The organism is Bradyrhizobium liaoningense, from assembly GCF_018130955.1.
GTDB classification, from domain to species: Bacteria; Pseudomonadota; Alphaproteobacteria; order Rhizobiales; family Xanthobacteraceae; genus Bradyrhizobium; species Bradyrhizobium liaoningense_C.
Map to the genome: position 1 here is coordinate 1 of NZ_JAFCJM010000037.1, position 14,544 is coordinate 14,544.

The following is a 14,544-nucleotide window of genomic DNA, read 5'->3' on the forward strand; positions in this document are numbered from 1 at the left end:
ACCCGGGAGTCGTCTTCAGAATCCGTCTTGCCTTACAATGCAATAGCTAGCGAAAACCCATATGCGATTCCCCTGCCCTGGAGGGGGAGGGTAAGAACGGCGCCGCTGCGTGTCGCATCCCGCAGGGTTAATGCAACCTGAATCGCTGCGAAGAATCCCTAAAATGCGCATGCTGCGGTTAGGGGCGCTGGAATGACCTCCGTACCATTATTTCCCGCACGTGCCTTAAGCGAAGCGGAGGAGACGCGACAATGTTTCAGCGCAGGTTTGCCCGGGTGAAGCCGGCCGGACTGGTGTCGCGCCAGGCCAAGATCATCCTTGATGCGAAGAAGCCGGCGATCAACTGCACGCTGATCGACTATTCGCCGGGCGGCGCCTGCGTCGATCTCGGCGGCCAGGTCGCGCTGCCCGACCGCTTCGAGCTGCTGCACGTCAACACCCGAAAACGCTGCCGCATCGCGTGGAAGCGGGGGTCGAGGATCGGGGTGGTGTTTTAGGGTGGCTGTTTGAGGGGATGCCGGCGCCACTTTGTCCGCCATCGTCCCGGCCTAGTGCTACTTCTTCCGCCACCTTGCCTTGGTGCCGGCGGTGATCTGCATCGCGACGCCGGCGATCCAGCCGGCGAGCACCAGCCAGGTCCACACCGCGTGTGGATCGAGCCGCAGCACGATGACGGCGACGGAGGCAAACGCCGTGAGCGTGGCGCAGAAGGTGCCGACCGCACTCAGGAACTCCGCGGCGTCGACCTCCTCGTCGCCGGGATCGAAATGCAGCTGCGGCGCGTCGATGCCGAGATAGAAGCCGACCGCGCCCAGCATCATCATCAGCAGCAAAAATCCCTGCGTGGTGAGATGCGCGATCGACGAGCCGACATAGGCGCCGACGAACAGGCCGCACGCAGCACCCGCGAGCGCGAGCCCGACGCGCTCCAGAACGTGGGCCGCCTTCCTGACGCGGAACCGCATGGCAAGTCTCCGGCGTTTTGACCGAGGGCGAGGTTAGGCCTTTTCGGGAGAGGGTGGAAGGTAAGGAGAGTCACGGAGGGGTGAGACGGGGTGGCGCGGTGTTATGGGCGGCGAAATCTTGCACCACATTCCACCGTCGTCCGGGCGAACGCCAGGACGACGTGGAGGTTGGCGCCGCCGTCGCGCCTCGCGAACAGTACTACCTCGCCCCAAACGTCGTCTGCCCGAACAGCGCCTTCTGCGTCGAAGGCTGCGAGCGCCAGTATTGCGGGGGTGCGTCGACGGTGCCGCCGAGCTCGGCGGCGGCGTGCCAGCCCCAGCGGGGGTCGTAGAGCATGCCGCGCGCGAGGGCGACCATGTCGGCCTTGCCGCTCGCGACGATCTCCTCGGCGTGCCTGGCTTCGGTGATCAGGCCGACCGCCACTGTGGTGACGCCGACCTCACGCTTGATGACCTCCGCAAACTGCACCTGGTAGCCGGGGCCGAGCGGTATCTTCTGCTTCGGCGACACGCCGCCGGAGGAGGCATCGATCCAGTCGACGCCGCGCGCTTTCAGCGCCTTGCAAAACTCAATGGTCTGCGCCAGATCCCAGCCGCCCTCGACCCAGTCGGTGGAGGAGACGCGGATGCCGATCGGCTTGTCGTGCGGGAACGCCGCGCGCACCGCGTCGAAGATCTCGAGCGGATAGCGCATGCGGTTTTGCAAGCTACCGCCATACTCGTCGGTGCGGTGGTTCGAGATCGGCGACAAAAACTGATGCATGAGATAGCCGTGCGCGCCGTGCAGCTCGATGGCGTCGATGCCGAGCCGCGTCGCGCGTTTTGTGCAATCGACGAAGGCGTCGCGGATGCGCTTCAACCCCGCGGCATCAAGCGCGATCGGCGCGGCCTCCTCCTCCTTGTGCGGCACGGCGCTCGGCGCCACCGGCCGCCAGCCGCCTTTATCGGCCGGCATGAGCTGCCCGCCGTCCCAGGGCCGCGCGCTGGAGGCTTTGCGGCCGGCATGGGCGAGCTGCATCGCGACCGCCGTGGTGGAACGCTTGCGCACCGAGGCGAGGATGGGAACGAGCGCGGCTTCGCAGGCGTCGTCGTAAAGGCCGAGGCAGCCCGGCGTGATGCGGCCGATCGCCTCGACATGGGTGGCCTCGATGCAAAACATCGAAGCGCCCGACAGCGCCAGCGAGTTGATGTGGGTAAAATGCCAGTCATTGGCGACGCCGTCCTCGGCCGAGTACTGGCACATCGGCGACACCATGATGCGGTTCTTCAACTTCAAACCGCGCAGCTCGATCGGGGCAAACAGGGCGCTCATGCGGAAAGTTCCGGAAATGGGGGCGATGAGCGGAGGAGTGTAGCGGGCGCGCGAAGATTGACCAGCGGCGCGGCAGGAATAGCCGCCCGCGGCGCCGCGCATTCCAGGCCGGAACGCACGGACACGGCTACTCCCGGAACGCCCCCTGCCGCAGCGGGCCCAGGCGATAGCGGTCGCCGCGCCCCAGCGTGACGTTGGCCTTGACGGCGAAATGGATCTTGTAGCGGCCGTCCTTCATCCTGGTCAGCAAGCTGAAATCGCTGAACTTGTCGGCCAGCGCGGTGTCGTCCCGGATGAATGTGCGGGGGTCGTTGAGACGGAAGCGGCGCGGCGAGCGCCATTCCACCGTGGGGAAGTTGCTCTTCATGTCGCCGCCGGCCTTGAATTCGACGGTACGGCCCGTCAGCTCGCGAAACAGATCGGGCACGTCGATGCGGCGCGCGCGGCCAGCTTCGACGACATAGAGGTACAGCGACCAGATCTCGGTTCCGATCTCGCGCGCGTTGCGGAAGGAAACCGCGACGTAATGCGAGTCCGGCGACCAGGCTGCGTAAAAGACGTCGGGATCGGTGTCGAAATTATTGTCCGGGCCGATGCCGTCGAGCGTGGCGAGCGGGCGACGGCCCGGCTCGGCCAGCAGGTAGAGGTGGAGGTTGTCGTGACGACCCTGGCCCACGCCATGGGTGGCAATCGTCAACCTCTTGTTCGGCGCCCACCCGCCGATGATGATGGCGTATCCATCCTTCGGATAGGTGTGCTCCGCCGCTGCGCGGGCCTGCGGCAGCGCGGCGAGCACGGCGACGAGCGCGGCAAGGATGACGCAACGAAGCCGCACGAGGATCATTCCAGCTCCGGAAAGGTCCCCGGCCGCGGCTTGCCGACGCGGAGGCGGTCGCCGCGCACCAGCGTGACATCGGCGTCCGCCGAGAACTGGATGGTGTAGCGGCCGTCTTTCATCGTGGTGGTCTTGCCGAGCGCGCCGAGCTTGTCGGCGAGTTTGGTGTCCTCCAGGACGAAGAGGCGGTAGTCGTTGAAGCGGAAGCGGCGCGGCGCCCGCCATTCGACCGATGGCCCGTAGGTGCGCATGTCACCGTCGGTCTTGCGATCAATCGTCCGGCCGGTGATGTCGCGGAACAGGTCCGGCGTACCGATCAGCCGGGCGCGGCCACCCTCGACCCGGTAGATGTTCATCGTCATGATGTGGCGCTCGCTGCGGAAAGAGACCGCGACGTAGCGCGAATCCGGCGACCAGCGGGCGTAGTAGGCGTCGGGCTTGGTATCGAGATTGTTGTTCTCGGAGATGTCGTCCAGCACGGCCAATCGGCGGTGGCCGGGCTCGGCCATCAGGTAGGCGTGGAATTTGTTGCGACCGCCCTCCCCCTCGCCGTGAACGGCTATCGACAGCCTGCCGCTCGGCGCCCGCCCGCCGTCGACGATGCCGTATTCGCCCTTGGCAAAGGTGTACTCGGCCGTGGCATGCGCCGGCGACAGCGCCGATACGGCGAGGACGAGAGCGAGGATGGCCGAGCGAAGCTGCATGCCACTTTGTCGCAGCGGCGGGTGAGTGCGTTCAAGTCCGATGTCGTGCTGCCGGAAGGAGAGCTACTCCACCAGCGTGAACTGCAGCAGGATCGTGCGCTGGAGCATGGAAAAATTGTCGTCGGAGACCAGCGTCAGCACGGTCTCGCCGTCCGCCGTGACGTGGGCGTCGATGCCTTCCATGTTGTCGATCTCGTGGCCGAGATCGGCTGCGAACAGCGCGGGACCGTCGACCAGCGCGTTCGGCGCGATCGATTTCAGGGGGATCGCGCGGATCCGGATGTTGACGCCGGTGAACCAGGAGAATTTTCGCTCGAGCACCAACAGCTCGCCCGAAGGCAGCAGCACGGCGTCGCTGACGTCAAAATTCTCGGTGCGGCGGATCGAGAACTGGCCGGGCGACGGACCGCCGATCAGGAAGGCGATCAGGTTGCCGGCAGGGTCCAGCCCGCGCTCGGACAGCGCGATCAGCGTGCCCGCCAGCGGCTGTCCCTTCGGCACCACGACGAGCGCCTCGAGGCCCTTGTTGGAGGGCAGCTTCCTCGCGGCAGGTGGCAGCGGCAGCACCTCGCCGCGCGACCGCGTAAACCCTTTTGAGAAATCGTAGCGCAACAGCTGGTTGACGCGCTCGAGCCCGACATAGACGAACGTGCCGTCGAGCGCGAGCGATTCCGAATCGTACCAGTAGCGCTTTTCGGTGATGGGACGGCCGTCGGCATTGAGCATTGGCGAGGCCTCGACATCGTCGAGCCCGACCATCTCGCGGCCGGCATAGCGGATGCGGCCGGTGAACCAGGTGGCCTGATCGGAGATCGCGATGAAGCGCTCGCCCTTGGCATCGAGCCGGATGCCGGAGAGGCCGCCAAAGCCGCGATGCGGCGAGGTCAGCACCAGGCCGCTGCGATAGTCGAGCGAGCCGAAGCGCGTGCGCGTGCGGTCACGCGGCTCGAAGGCAGGGATCGGCCGCGCGTTGACCTCGATGGCGACGGGCTCGGTGACGGCATGCTCGGCGATGCCGGCCGCCGATTTCGGCGGCGCAGATTTGGGCGGCGACTCGGTTGCGAGCTGGGCCTGCGCAAAGTTCGGCAGGGAAAGAACGGAAACTCCCGCCGCCGCGCGGCTGAGGAACTGGCGGCGGGAGGTGCGTGTGCTCACGAATGCAGTTTGCGGCGCGGGCGGCTCGTCGTGGTCGGCTGCGGCGCGGTGTTGGTCTCGCTGAAGAGCTCGGCGAGCTTGTCGGTGATGGCGCCGCCGAGTTCTTCCGCGTCCACGATCGTCACCGCGCGGCGATAATAGCGGGTGACGTCATGGCCGATGCCGATCGCGATCAGCTCCACCGGCGAGCGCGTCTCGATCTCCTCGATGATGTGACGCAGATGCCGCTCGAGATAATTGCCGGGATTGACCGACAGCGTGGAGTCATCGACCGGCGCGCCGTCCGAGATCATCATCAGGATCTTGCGCTGTTCGGTGCGGCCCAACAGGCGCTTGTGCGCCCAGTCCAGCGCCTCGCCGTCGATGTTCTCCTTCAACAGCCCCTCGCGCATCATCAGGCCGAGATTCTTTCGCGCCCGGCGCCAGGGGGCGTCGGCGGACTTGTAGATGATGTGGCGGAGGTCGTTGAGGCGGCCGGGATTGGCCGGCTTACCCGCGGCAAGCCAGGCTTCGCGGGACTGCCCGCCCTTCCAGGCGCGCGTGGTGAAGCCGAGGATCTCGACCTTGACGCCGCAACGCTCGAGCGTGCGCGCCAAAATGTCGGCGCAGGTTGCCGCGACCGTGATGGGACGGCCGCGCATCGAACCGGAATTGTCCAGAAGCAGCGTCACCACGGTGTCGCGGAAGGTCGCCTCCTTCTCGCGCATGAAGGACAGCGGATGATAGGGATCGGTGACGACGCGCGACAGGCGCGCGGGATCCAGAATGCCCTCTTCGAGGTCGAATTCCCAGGCACGGTTCTGCTGCGCCATCAGCCGGCGCTGCAGCCGGTTGGCGAGACGTGCGACGATGCCCTGCAAATGCGCGAGCTGCTTGTCGAGATAGGAGCGCAGGCGTTCGAGCTCGTCATGGTCGCAGAGGTCTTCGGCGGCGATCACCTCGTCGAACTTTGGCGCGAAGGCGTGGTATTCGGGACCGCGCGGCTCGTTGCTGCCGCGCGCATTCGGCCGCGTCGCCTCGCCCGGCGTCTCGTCGTCGCCGAGCTCGCCATCGTCAAACGTGTCAGAGGTCGAGGCCTGCGCGCTTTCCATCGCGCTGTCGCTCATCTCCTCGGTCGTCGCCTGCGCCTGGTCGGCGCTCATCTCCTGCGCGGCGTCGGAATCGGGTGAGCCTTCGGCGCCGGACTGATCGTTCTCGCCCTCGCCGTTGTCGTCCTGATCTTCGTCATCGTCGGAATCGGCGTTGCGTTCGTCGCCGATGTCGAGCGCCGTCAAGAGATCATGCACGGCATCGCCGAAGCGGGTCTGGTCCTCGACCAGCCGATCAAGGCGGTCGAGCCGCGCACCGATCTTGTCCTCGAGAATGGGACGCCAGAGATCGACCATCTTCTTGGCGGCCGCCGGCGGCGCCATGCCGGTCAGGCGTTCGCGCACCAGCATCGCCAGCGCATCCGACAGCGGCGCATCGGCGCGATCGGTGATCTCGTCGAACTTGCCGCGATGGAAATGGTCGTCGAGCATCGCAGTGAGGTTTTTCGCAACACCCGCCATGCGGCGCGCGCCGATCGCCTCGACGCGAGCCTGCTCGACCGCCTCGAACACGCCGCGCGCCTGCGGATTGCCCGGCATCAGCTTGCGGTGCACTTTTGGATCGTGGCAGGCGAGCTTCAGCGCGATGGAATCGGCGTGACCGCGGACGATCGCGGCATCGCGCTTGGTCATTTTCCGCGCGGGCTCCGGCAGCCGCGCCTTGCCGGGCGCAAGCCCCGGACGCTCGGCGGCGAAGCTGACGTCGAGCTCGGGCGCCTTCGCGATCGCCTTCAGGCAGGACGTCACCGCCCGCTTGAACGGCTCGGTCGGCGCTTCCTTGGTTCCACCGCGGAATTTGGAATTGGATGTGCTGCTCATAGCGACTTCGTAAACCAATGGCGCGTGACGCCGGCAGGATAGCCGTCGATGGCGCCGAACTCCTCGTAGCCGCAACCGCGGTAGAAGCCCGGCGCCTGGAAACTCATCGTGTCGAGATAGGAGCGGGTCGCCCCGATCCGTCTCGCCTCGTCCTCGATCGCCGCGATCAGCTTCGTGCCGTGATCCTTGCCGCGGTATTTCTGCTCGATCCAGAACAGCTGGATGAACAGCACCGTGGTCCAGACCTCACCGACGATCCCGCCGACGATCTTGCCGCGCTCTTTCAGGGAAATCGCGAGGCGCTTGTATTTCTGCTTCCCCATCTTCTCGGTGTTGTAACCGATGAGCCCGCCGAGCACGGCTTTCTTGGTTTTTCCAATGCTGCGCTCGACGGTGATGGAGGCCATGGGATCAGCTGAGCGCCACGTTGACTGCCGATTCCGGCAGCTCCGCGTTGAAGCAGCGCTGGTAGAACTCGGCGACCAGCGGACGCTCGAGCTCGTCGCACTTGTTGAGGAAGGTGACGCGGAAGGCGAAACCGATATCGCTGAAGATGTCGGCGTTCTCCGCCCAGGTGATCACCGTGCGCGGGCTCATCACCGTCGACAGATCGCCATTGGCGAAGGCGTTGCGGGTGAGATCAGCAAGGCGCACCATCTTGTTGACGATGTCGCGGCCTTCCTGGGTGCGATAGTGCCTGGCCTTCGCCAGCACGATCTCCACTTCCTCGTCATGGCCGAGATAGTTGAGCGTGGTGACGATCGACCAGCGGTCCATCTGGCCCTGGTTGATCTGCTGGGTGCCGTGATAGAGGCCCGAGGTGTCGCCGAGGCCGACCGTGTTGGCGGTCGAGAACAGGCGGAACGCCGGGTGCGGCTTGATCACCTTGTTCTGGTCGAGCAGCGTCAGGCGGCCGGAGACCTCGAGCACGCGCTGGATCACGAACATCACGTCGGGGCGGCCCGCGTCATATTCGTCGAACACCAGCGCGACGTTGTGCTGAAGCGCCCAGGGCAAAATGCCGTCGCGGAATTCGGTGACCTGCTTGCCGTCCTTGACCACGATCGAATCCTTGCCGACGAGGTCGATACGGCTGATGTGGCTGTCGAGGTTGACACGCACGCAGGGCCAGTTCAGCCGCGCGGCGACCTGCTCGATGTGGGTCGATTTACCGGTGCCGTGATAGCCGGTGACCATGACGCGGCGGTTCTTGGCAAAGCCTGCGAGAATGGCGAGCGTGGTAGCGCGGTCGAAGCGGTAATCGGCATCGACTTCGGGCACGTGAGGATCGACTTCGGAATAGGCCGGCACTTCGAGATCGCTGTCGATCCCGAACACCTGGCGCACCGACACCTTCATGTCGGGCAATCCGTTGACTTCCTCAACTTTGGACAGGGCGGCGGTCGTCATTCATCCTCCGAGGTCCCGGGCGGTCCCGAAACCGGTTATTCGCACGTTGGCTGCGGCTGGGTGCTGATGGTGAACCTATCAGAGACCACGGGCGGGCAGAAGCCCGCGCGCAAATCAAAGTTCCATTGTCTTATCATTGAGATAGGTAAGGAACGCGATTTTGGGAAGGTTGCCCTGCGAATCACGCCCAAATTTTGCCTCCGTCAGGCGCCCGGCCATCAGCGCCGGCACTTTTGCCCCCTCGCCCGACTTATGTAAGGTCCGGCGACCGTCATTCCGGGGCGATGCGAAGCATCGAACCCGGAATCTCGAGATTCCGGGTTCGCGCTGCGCGCGCCCCGGAATGACAGTGCATGTGGAGACAACGTGTCCTTCCTTGATCCCTTCATCGCGTTCGTCTCGGCCCATGCCTGGCTCGCCTACCTGACCCTGTTCCTGGCGGCCCTTTTGGAGGCCGTTCCGGTGGTCGGCTCGGTCGTTCCCGGCTCGACCATCATTCTGGCGCTGAGCGCGCTGGTTCCCGGTGGCGAGCTGAAGCTGCAATGGGTGCTGCTGGCGGCCGCGCTCGGCGCCGTGCTCGGCGACGGCTCGGCCTATTGGGTCGGGCACCGCCGGCAGCGCGAGATCCTCAACACCTGGCCTCTGACCAATTATCCGCGCGTGGTCGAGGAGAGCGAGACGTTCTTCCAGCGCTTTGGCACCTGGGCAGTGTTCTTCGCCCGCTTCGTGCCGCCGATCCGCGCCTTCGTGCCGGTGACCGCGGGCGCGCTCGGCATGCAGCCCACGCGCTTCTACGCGGTCAATATCCCCGCGATCCTGGTCTGGGCGCCCGCCCATGTGCTGCCAGGCGTGCTGGCGGTCTCGGCGCTGCACGAATATGCAGGGATGCCGCACCATGAGCATGTCGGCAAACATCTCTGGATGTACGCAGTGGTCGGCTGCGCCATCATCCTGGGCCTCGCGATCTGGACCATCCGCCGGCGGCACGGCAGCGGCAAGGCACCTGCGAAGACGACGGCTTAGGACAAGCTGACATCTGAAAGGGCGATGCGCTTTCTTACCCTCCCCTGGAGGGGGAGGGTCGCTACGCATGTAGCGCAGCGAAATGCGTAGCGGGGTGGGGTGACGGTCTCTCCGCACCGAACACTGCCCGAGGGGAGAGATCACCCCACCCCGCTCGCGCTGCGCGCGATCGACCCTCGAGCGAGCTACGCTCGTCTCGGACCCCTCCAGGGGAGGGTGCGCACCTTCGCAGCGGTTCTGATCTACTTAGTGTCTAGCTTTTCGAATCCGCAATCACCGTCCTCCGCCCCGGCGCCGGCCCCACATAGCGCGCGCGCGGGCGGATCAGCTTGCCGAGGGCCAGCTGCTCGCTGGCATGCGCGATCCAGCCGACGCTGCGTGACATCGCAAACAGCGCGAGCTCGCTGCCGGGCGGAAAGCGCAGCGCGTGCACGAGGACTGCGAGCGCGTAGTCGATATTGACGAGCTCGCCGGTCGCTTCCGCGATCCTTTCCGGCACTTCGCGGGTGAATTTGCGCGGCGCCCCAGTGCGGGCAAGCGCATTCAGCAGCGACTGCGCGCGCGGATCGCCGCGCTTGTAGACGCCGTGCCCAAAACCGGCAAAGCGCTCGCCGAGCGCGACGCGCTCGCGCACCATCGGCTCGACGTCGCGGTCCACCAGCGTCTTGACGAGCTGCGAGGCCAGCACGCCGGCGCCGCCATGCTTTGGTCCCTTCAGCGCGGCAAGGCCGGCAATCACCGCGTCGTACAGATTGAGGCCGGTCGAGGCCGCGCAGCGCGCGGTGAAGGTGGATGCGTTCAACTCGTGATCGGCGAGCAGCACCAGCGCGCGGCGGACGAGATCGGCGGCGTGCTTGTTGTCGGGCGCCCAGGCGCGCGCGACCAGCTGATGCAGCGGCTCAGCCGAGGGCTCGGCATTGAGCATGGTGGCGACCAGGAGGCGGACGATACGCGCGCCGACCAGCGCGCGGCCATCGGGCGCGCGGGTGAAGGCGCGGGGATCGGCGCTGGACGCGAGCGCGAGGACGGCGATGGCGCGGTCGATCGGCGCGGCACGGCGCGCGGCTTGCGCGATCGCGCGCATCTCGTCGGAGACGTGCGGGCAGTTGTCCGGCGCGAAGGGATCGACGCCGGAGACGTCCCAGAGCAGCGTTGCCGTGTGCTCCAGCGTGTCGCGTTCGGAGAGATCGACGCAGTTCACGCCGCGATAGATCGGGCCGTCCTCGGTGATGGTCGCGATCTCCGTGTCCAGCACAGGCAGATCGGCATCAAAGCTGCGCAATCCCCGCGGCTCCGGCGAGGGGCTGCGGCGATCCTTCAGGCTGCGGACGTCCTCGGCCCGGTAGCGGTTCTTGCGCGAATCGGCTGTCGGCTCGGAGCGGATCAGGCCGCGGCTGACATAGGCGTAGAGGGTCGCCGGCGAGATCGCGAGCTCGGCGGCGGCTTCCCGGGCGGAGAGGTAGAGTTCCTCGGAATTTTTCATGTTGATTTATGTAATCAAGATTGATCAATCTGTCGAGAGGCCCGACCTTTCCTGCATTGCGAAAGGAGAATGGGCCATGAACATCCACCTCACCAAAAGCCAAATCGGACTGGACGGCATTCCCGCGGCCGAAACCGTGCTGAGCCATGTCGACGGCGAGCGCGGCGAATTGATCATCGCGGGCGAGCATGTCGGCGCCCTCGCCGCCAAATCGAGCTTCGAGGGCGTGACCGCGCGCCTCTGGAACGGCGCGATGGGGAGCAAGCTCAGCGAAGCCAATGTGCGGGCAAGCCTGGGGGCTGCGCGCGAACGCGCTTTCGCCCGGCTGCCCGACCTGCTGCCGGCCACGCGCGGCATGGGGATCGTCGACGGGTTTCGCGCCGCGGTCGCCGGCCTGCGCGCCGAGCACGGGCTCGACCACGAAGCGACCGTCGTCGGCGCCTTCCCGGTGATCGCCGGCGCGCTGGTGCGCCGGGCCAAGGGCCTCGATCCCGTCGCGCCCGATCCGAGCGTCAGCCATGCCGCCGATACGCTGCGCATGCTGCACGGCCGCAGCCCCGCGACACGCGAGGTCACCGCACTCGACGCCTATCTGGTCACCGTCTGCGACCACGGCATGAACGCCTCGACCTTCGCCACGCGCGTCGTGGCATCGACCCATGCCGACCTGTTCGCGGCCGTGACCGCCGGCTATTGCGCACTGACCGGGCCGCTGCATGGCGGTGCACCGGAGCCGGTGCTGGAGATGCTCGATGCGATCGGGACGCGCGAGCGCATCAAGCCCTGGGTGGATGCGGCGCTCGCCCGCGGCGAACGGATGATGGGCTTTGGTCACCGCGTCTATCGCGTGCGCGACCCGCGCGCCGACGTGCTGAAGACCGCGATCGAGGCGCTCGCCTCCAACGGCGCCGACCTGCCCTTTGCCGGCGAGGTCGAGGCCTATATCCGCGACGCCTTGCGGAAGAAGAATCCGGAGCGGCCGCTGGAGACCAATGTCGAGTTCTTCACCGCGATCCTGCTCGACGCGCTCGCGATTCCCAGGCAGGCCTTTACGCCGATCTTCGCCGTCGCCCGCGTCGCCGGCTGGACCGCGCACGCGCTGGAGCATCGGCGCACCGGACGGCTGATCCGGCCGAGCTCGTCGTATGTCGGGGCGATGCCGAAGGCGTGACGGATGGATTTCGTAGGGTGGGTAAGCCCCGCGGATTGCGCGAAGCGCAAACCGCTCGGCGTAACCCACCACTTCTGTCACCGCGGAGATTAAAGAGGTGGGTTACGCCCGGCGAACTGCGCTTCGCGCAGTCGCAAGGCTAACCCACCCTACGAGGCTGTGACGCGAGGCCTACGCCTCCCGCACCACCGTCTTCAAATAATTATACGCCTTGATGATCTCGATCAGGCGGTCTTCCGTCGAGCGGTCGCCGCCATTGGCGTCGGGGTGGTGCTGCTTGACCAGCGCCTTGTACTTGGTCTTGACGTCGGCGAGCGTGACGTCGGGGCCGAGGCCCATCACCTGGAGCGCCTTGCGCTCGGCGTTCATCACCTTGCGCGTCTCGGCCTTCGGCGCCTCCGGGCCGCGGCGCCAGTTGGCGCGGCCATTGATCTCCGAGAACATGCTGAACGGGTCGAAGGCGCCGTCGATCTCGGCCTCCGTTCCCTTCTTGACGCCGCCATTGGCGCCCATCTTCCAGGTCGGACGATGGCCGGTGAGCGCGTCCTTCTGGTAGCGCGCCACGGCCTCCGCATTCATGCCGGAGAAGAAATTGTAGGACTGATTGTACTCGCGCACATGGTCGAGACAGAAATGCCAGTACTCGCGCGAATTCTCGCGCCCCTTCGGCGCACGGTGCGCGCCCTTGTTCTGACAGCCGGCCCACTCGCAATTGACCACGGTCTCGCGCGGCTTCGCGTCCTGCTTCGCCTTGGTCGGCTTGACGCGGATGGAGTCGAAGAACTTTGATGAATCGATCGGCATGGCTGACTTTGACTACGCAATGCGAAAACCTTCAAGTCTTGACATTGCGATTAGCTGTTTGGCGATTAGCTGATTGACGGATCTCTCACCCGCGCATTAATGGCTCTCATGGCTATGACCGATACTATCACCAACAAGTTGCGCGAAGCTTTCTCGCCGGAAAGCCTGCGGGTGGTCGACGAGTCACATTTGCATGAAGGCCATGCCGGCCACCGGCCGAGCGGCGAGACGCATTTCCGGGTTTATGTTGTGTCTGACGCCTTCAAAGGGAAGGGCCGGGTCGAGCGCCACCGCATGATAAATGCGGCGCTGGCTGCGGAACTCTTGGGCAGCGTGCACGCGCTGGCGATCCACGCGCAGGCGCCGGGCGAAGGGTGATCTTCGCTGACCCTCCCCTGGAGGTCAGAAAATCAAAACGCCGTCCCGGCCCGCCTCGGCTTGGCTTCCTCGACCTCGGCCTCGCGCGGCACCGGTGAAATACGGAGCGCGGTGATGCGGTTGCGCTCGCGGCGGAGCACGCGGAAACGGAAGCCGTGGAAGGTAAAGCTCTGGCCGCGGTCGGGGATCGAACGCGCCTCGTGAATGACGAGGCCCGCGACCGTCGTTGCCTCTTCGTCAGGCAGATTCCAGTCCATGGCGCGGTTGAGGTCGCGGATCGGCACCGAGCCGTCGACCACGACGGAGCCGTCGGGCTGGGCGCGGACGCCCGCGACCACCACGTCGTGCTCGTCGGAGATGTCGCCGACGATCTCCTCCAAGATGTCTTCCAGCGTCACAAGACCTTCAACTTCGCCATACTCGTCGACGACGAGCGCAAAGTGGGTCTTGCGGCGGCGGAACGCCTTGAGCTGCTCGGAGACGGGCCGCATCTCCGGCACGAACCAGGGCGGCAGCGCGATGGTCGAGGCATCGATGCGCGAGGTGTCGCCGTCGGAGGCGCGAATCGCGCGCAAAAGATCCTTGGCGTGCAGCACGCCGATGATGTTCTCCGGCTTCTCGCGCCACAGCGGAATGCGGGTGTATTCGGTGGCGAGCACCTCGCGCACCAGATCTTCCGCAGGCAAATCGGCATTGATCATGACCATCTCGGTGCGATGGATCATCACGTCGGAGACCTGGAGCTCGCGCAGGTCCAACAGACCGCCGAGCATGTCGCGGTCGTGCTTCTCGACCTTGCCCTCGTGGTGCAAGAGGTCGACCGCACCGCGCAGGCGCTCGGTCGGCGACAGGATCGCCTGGTGCTCGCCGGCGAAGCCGAACAGCCGCATCAAGAGCCGCACGACGACTTCGACCACATGCAGCAGCGGTCCGAGCACGTACATCGTGAGCCGCATCGGACGCGCCACGGCGAGCGCCATGCGGTCGGGTGCGTTGATCGCGATGGTCTTGGGCAGGACCTCGGCGAAGATCACCACGAGCGCGGTCATCACGCCGGTGGCGTAGAGCACGCCGACGTCGCCGAACCAGGCGGTGAAGATGGCGGTCGCGAGCGCGGAGGCGCCGATATTGGCGATGTTGTTACCGAGCAGCAGCGCGCCGATCAGGCGCTCGCGCATGTCGAGCAATTGCGAGACCACGTCGGCGTCGTGATTGCCCTGCTTGGAGAGCCGCAGCATGCTGGCGCGCGAGGCGCCGGTCAGCGCGGTCTCGCTCGCGGCGAAGAACGCCGAGACCAGGAGGCAGAAAACGACGATGGAAAGTCCGAGCCAGTCCATGCACCACTCTAGAGCCAGTTCCGTTCCGATGGGATCAGAACGGATCTTCTTGTTTTGACG

The 14,544-nt window shown here is 65.9% G+C and carries 15 protein-coding genes; 4 read left to right on the top strand and 11 right to left on the bottom strand.

Going from position 1 to position 14,544, the window contains the following annotated elements:
* Window positions 1-251 precede the first annotated feature (251 nt).
* Complete coding sequence (locus tag JQ632_RS25850; protein ID WP_212405411.1) at window positions 252-497, top strand: PilZ domain-containing protein; 246 nt, start codon at window positions 252-254, stop codon at window positions 495-497.
* 57 nt (window positions 498-554) lie between these two features.
* Here the strand turns inward: JQ632_RS25850 and JQ632_RS25855 are convergent, their stop codons facing one another.
* The 8 genes from JQ632_RS25855 to cobS all read right to left on the bottom strand — a co-directional run bounded on the left by JQ632_RS25855 (window position 555) and on the right by cobS (window position 8,288).
* Entirely contained in the window at window positions 555-965 is a 411-nt protein-coding gene (locus JQ632_RS25855) for a hypothetical protein (protein WP_212405412.1), read from the bottom strand.
* 199 nt (window positions 966-1,164) lie between these two features.
* Window positions 1,165-2,277, bottom strand: coding sequence for an NADH:flavin oxidoreductase/NADH oxidase (locus tag JQ632_RS25860; protein WP_212405413.1), 1,113 nt, complete (start codon window positions 2,275-2,277; stop codon window positions 1,165-1,167).
* A gap of 127 nt (window positions 2,278-2,404) precedes the next feature.
* Window positions 2,405-3,121, bottom strand: coding sequence for a hypothetical protein (locus tag JQ632_RS25865; protein ID WP_249152540.1), 717 nt, complete (start codon window positions 3,119-3,121; stop codon window positions 2,405-2,407).
* Window positions 3,118-3,816 carry a hypothetical protein gene (locus tag JQ632_RS25870; RefSeq protein WP_212405414.1) on the bottom strand — a complete coding sequence of 233 codons (699 nt, stop codon included), beginning with the start codon at window positions 3,814-3,816 and terminating at the stop codon, window positions 3,118-3,120. Before JQ632_RS25870 ends, JQ632_RS25865 begins: the two co-directional genes overlap by 4 nt.
* A gap of 63 nt (window positions 3,817-3,879) precedes the next feature.
* The gene (locus JQ632_RS25875) at window positions 3,880-4,971 is read right to left on the bottom strand and encodes an esterase-like activity of phytase family protein (protein WP_212405415.1); all 1,092 of its coding nucleotides are present in this window, start codon (window positions 4,969-4,971) and stop codon (window positions 3,880-3,882) included.
* Window positions 4,968-6,878: a cobaltochelatase subunit CobT gene (gene cobT / locus JQ632_RS25880; protein WP_212405416.1), complete on the bottom strand. Its 1,911-nt coding sequence runs from the start codon at window positions 6,876-6,878 to the stop codon at window positions 4,968-4,970. Before cobT ends, JQ632_RS25875 begins: the two co-directional genes overlap by 4 nt.
* On the bottom strand, window positions 6,875-7,285 hold the full coding sequence (locus JQ632_RS25885; RefSeq protein WP_212405417.1) for a GNAT family N-acetyltransferase: 411 nt from the start codon (window positions 7,283-7,285) through the stop codon (window positions 6,875-6,877). Before JQ632_RS25885 ends, cobT begins: the two co-directional genes overlap by 4 nt.
* Before the next feature lie 4 nt (window positions 7,286-7,289).
* The gene (gene cobS / locus JQ632_RS25890) at window positions 7,290-8,288 is read right to left on the bottom strand and encodes a cobaltochelatase subunit CobS (protein WP_212405418.1); all 999 of its coding nucleotides are present in this window, start codon (window positions 8,286-8,288) and stop codon (window positions 7,290-7,292) included.
* Between the two features lie 366 nt (window positions 8,289-8,654).
* Here cobS and JQ632_RS25895 point away from each other — a divergent pair, with 366 nt between their 5' ends.
* Entirely contained in the window at window positions 8,655-9,311 is a 657-nt protein-coding gene (locus JQ632_RS25895) for a DedA family protein (RefSeq protein ID WP_212405419.1), read from the top strand.
* A 253-nt stretch (window positions 9,312-9,564) separates the two neighbouring features.
* Here the strand turns inward: JQ632_RS25895 and JQ632_RS25900 are convergent, their stop codons facing one another.
* Window positions 9,565-10,794 (bottom strand): citrate synthase family protein, encoded by a 1,230-nt coding sequence (locus JQ632_RS25900; RefSeq protein WP_212405420.1) that lies wholly within the window; start codon window positions 10,792-10,794, stop codon window positions 9,565-9,567.
* Between the two features lie 76 nt (window positions 10,795-10,870).
* Between JQ632_RS25900 and JQ632_RS25905 the strand changes: the two genes are divergently transcribed.
* Window positions 10,871-11,965, top strand: a complete 1,095-nt coding sequence (locus JQ632_RS25905) for a citrate synthase/methylcitrate synthase (RefSeq protein WP_212405421.1) — start codon at window positions 10,871-10,873, stop codon at window positions 11,963-11,965.
* Window positions 11,966-12,136: 171 nt separating this feature from the next.
* On the opposite strand, the gene JQ632_RS25910 is transcribed toward JQ632_RS25905, so the two are convergent.
* On the bottom strand, window positions 12,137-12,769 hold the full coding sequence (locus tag JQ632_RS25910) for a J domain-containing protein (protein ID WP_212405422.1): 633 nt from the start codon (window positions 12,767-12,769) through the stop codon (window positions 12,137-12,139).
* A 99-nt stretch (window positions 12,770-12,868) separates the two neighbouring features.
* On the opposite strand from JQ632_RS25910, the gene JQ632_RS25915 reads away from it, so the two are divergent.
* Window positions 12,869-13,147, top strand: a complete 279-nt coding sequence (locus tag JQ632_RS25915) for a BolA family transcriptional regulator (RefSeq protein ID WP_212405424.1) — start codon at window positions 12,869-12,871, stop codon at window positions 13,145-13,147.
* A gap of 32 nt (window positions 13,148-13,179) precedes the next feature.
* Here JQ632_RS25915 and JQ632_RS25920 read toward each other — a convergent pair whose 3' ends face one another.
* Window positions 13,180-14,484 carry an HlyC/CorC family transporter gene (locus JQ632_RS25920; protein WP_212405425.1) on the bottom strand — a complete coding sequence of 435 codons (1,305 nt, stop codon included), beginning with the start codon at window positions 14,482-14,484 and terminating at the stop codon, window positions 13,180-13,182.
* Between the last annotated feature and the right edge of the window lie 60 nt (window positions 14,485-14,544).

Bases quoted from the DNA above. Each gene is read 5' to 3' on its own strand.
- JQ632_RS25850 (WP_212405411.1), top strand. From the start codon at position 252: ATGTTTCAGCGCAGGTTTGCCCGGGTGAAGCCGGCCGGACTGGTGTCG.
- JQ632_RS25855 (WP_212405412.1), bottom strand. From the start codon at position 965: ATGCGGTTCCGCGTCAGGAAGGCGGCCCACGTTCTGGAGCGCGTCGGG.
- JQ632_RS25860 (WP_212405413.1), bottom strand. From the start codon at position 2,277: ATGAGCGCCCTGTTTGCCCCGATCGAGCTGCGCGGTTTGAAGTTGAAG.
- JQ632_RS25865 (WP_249152540.1), bottom strand. From the start codon at position 3,121: ATGATCCTCGTGCGGCTTCGTTGCGTCATCCTTGCCGCGCTCGTCGCC.
- JQ632_RS25870 (WP_212405414.1), bottom strand. From the start codon at position 3,816: ATGCAGCTTCGCTCGGCCATCCTCGCTCTCGTCCTCGCCGTATCGGCG.
- cobT (WP_212405416.1), bottom strand. From the start codon at position 6,878: ATGAGCAGCACATCCAATTCCAAATTCCGCGGTGGAACCAAGGAAGCG.
- JQ632_RS25885 (WP_212405417.1), bottom strand. From the start codon at position 7,285: ATGGCCTCCATCACCGTCGAGCGCAGCATTGGAAAAACCAAGAAAGCC.
- cobS (WP_212405418.1), bottom strand. From the start codon at position 8,288: ATGACGACCGCCGCCCTGTCCAAAGTTGAGGAAGTCAACGGATTGCCC.
- JQ632_RS25900 (WP_212405420.1), bottom strand. From the start codon at position 10,794: ATGAAAAATTCCGAGGAACTCTACCTCTCCGCCCGGGAAGCCGCCGCC.
- JQ632_RS25905 (WP_212405421.1), top strand. From the start codon at position 10,871: ATGAACATCCACCTCACCAAAAGCCAAATCGGACTGGACGGCATTCCC.
- JQ632_RS25910 (WP_212405422.1), bottom strand. From the start codon at position 12,769: ATGCCGATCGATTCATCAAAGTTCTTCGACTCCATCCGCGTCAAGCCG.
- JQ632_RS25915 (WP_212405424.1), top strand. From the start codon at position 12,869: ATGGCTCTCATGGCTATGACCGATACTATCACCAACAAGTTGCGCGAA.
- JQ632_RS25920 (WP_212405425.1), bottom strand. From the start codon at position 14,484: ATGGACTGGCTCGGACTTTCCATCGTCGTTTTCTGCCTCCTGGTCTCG.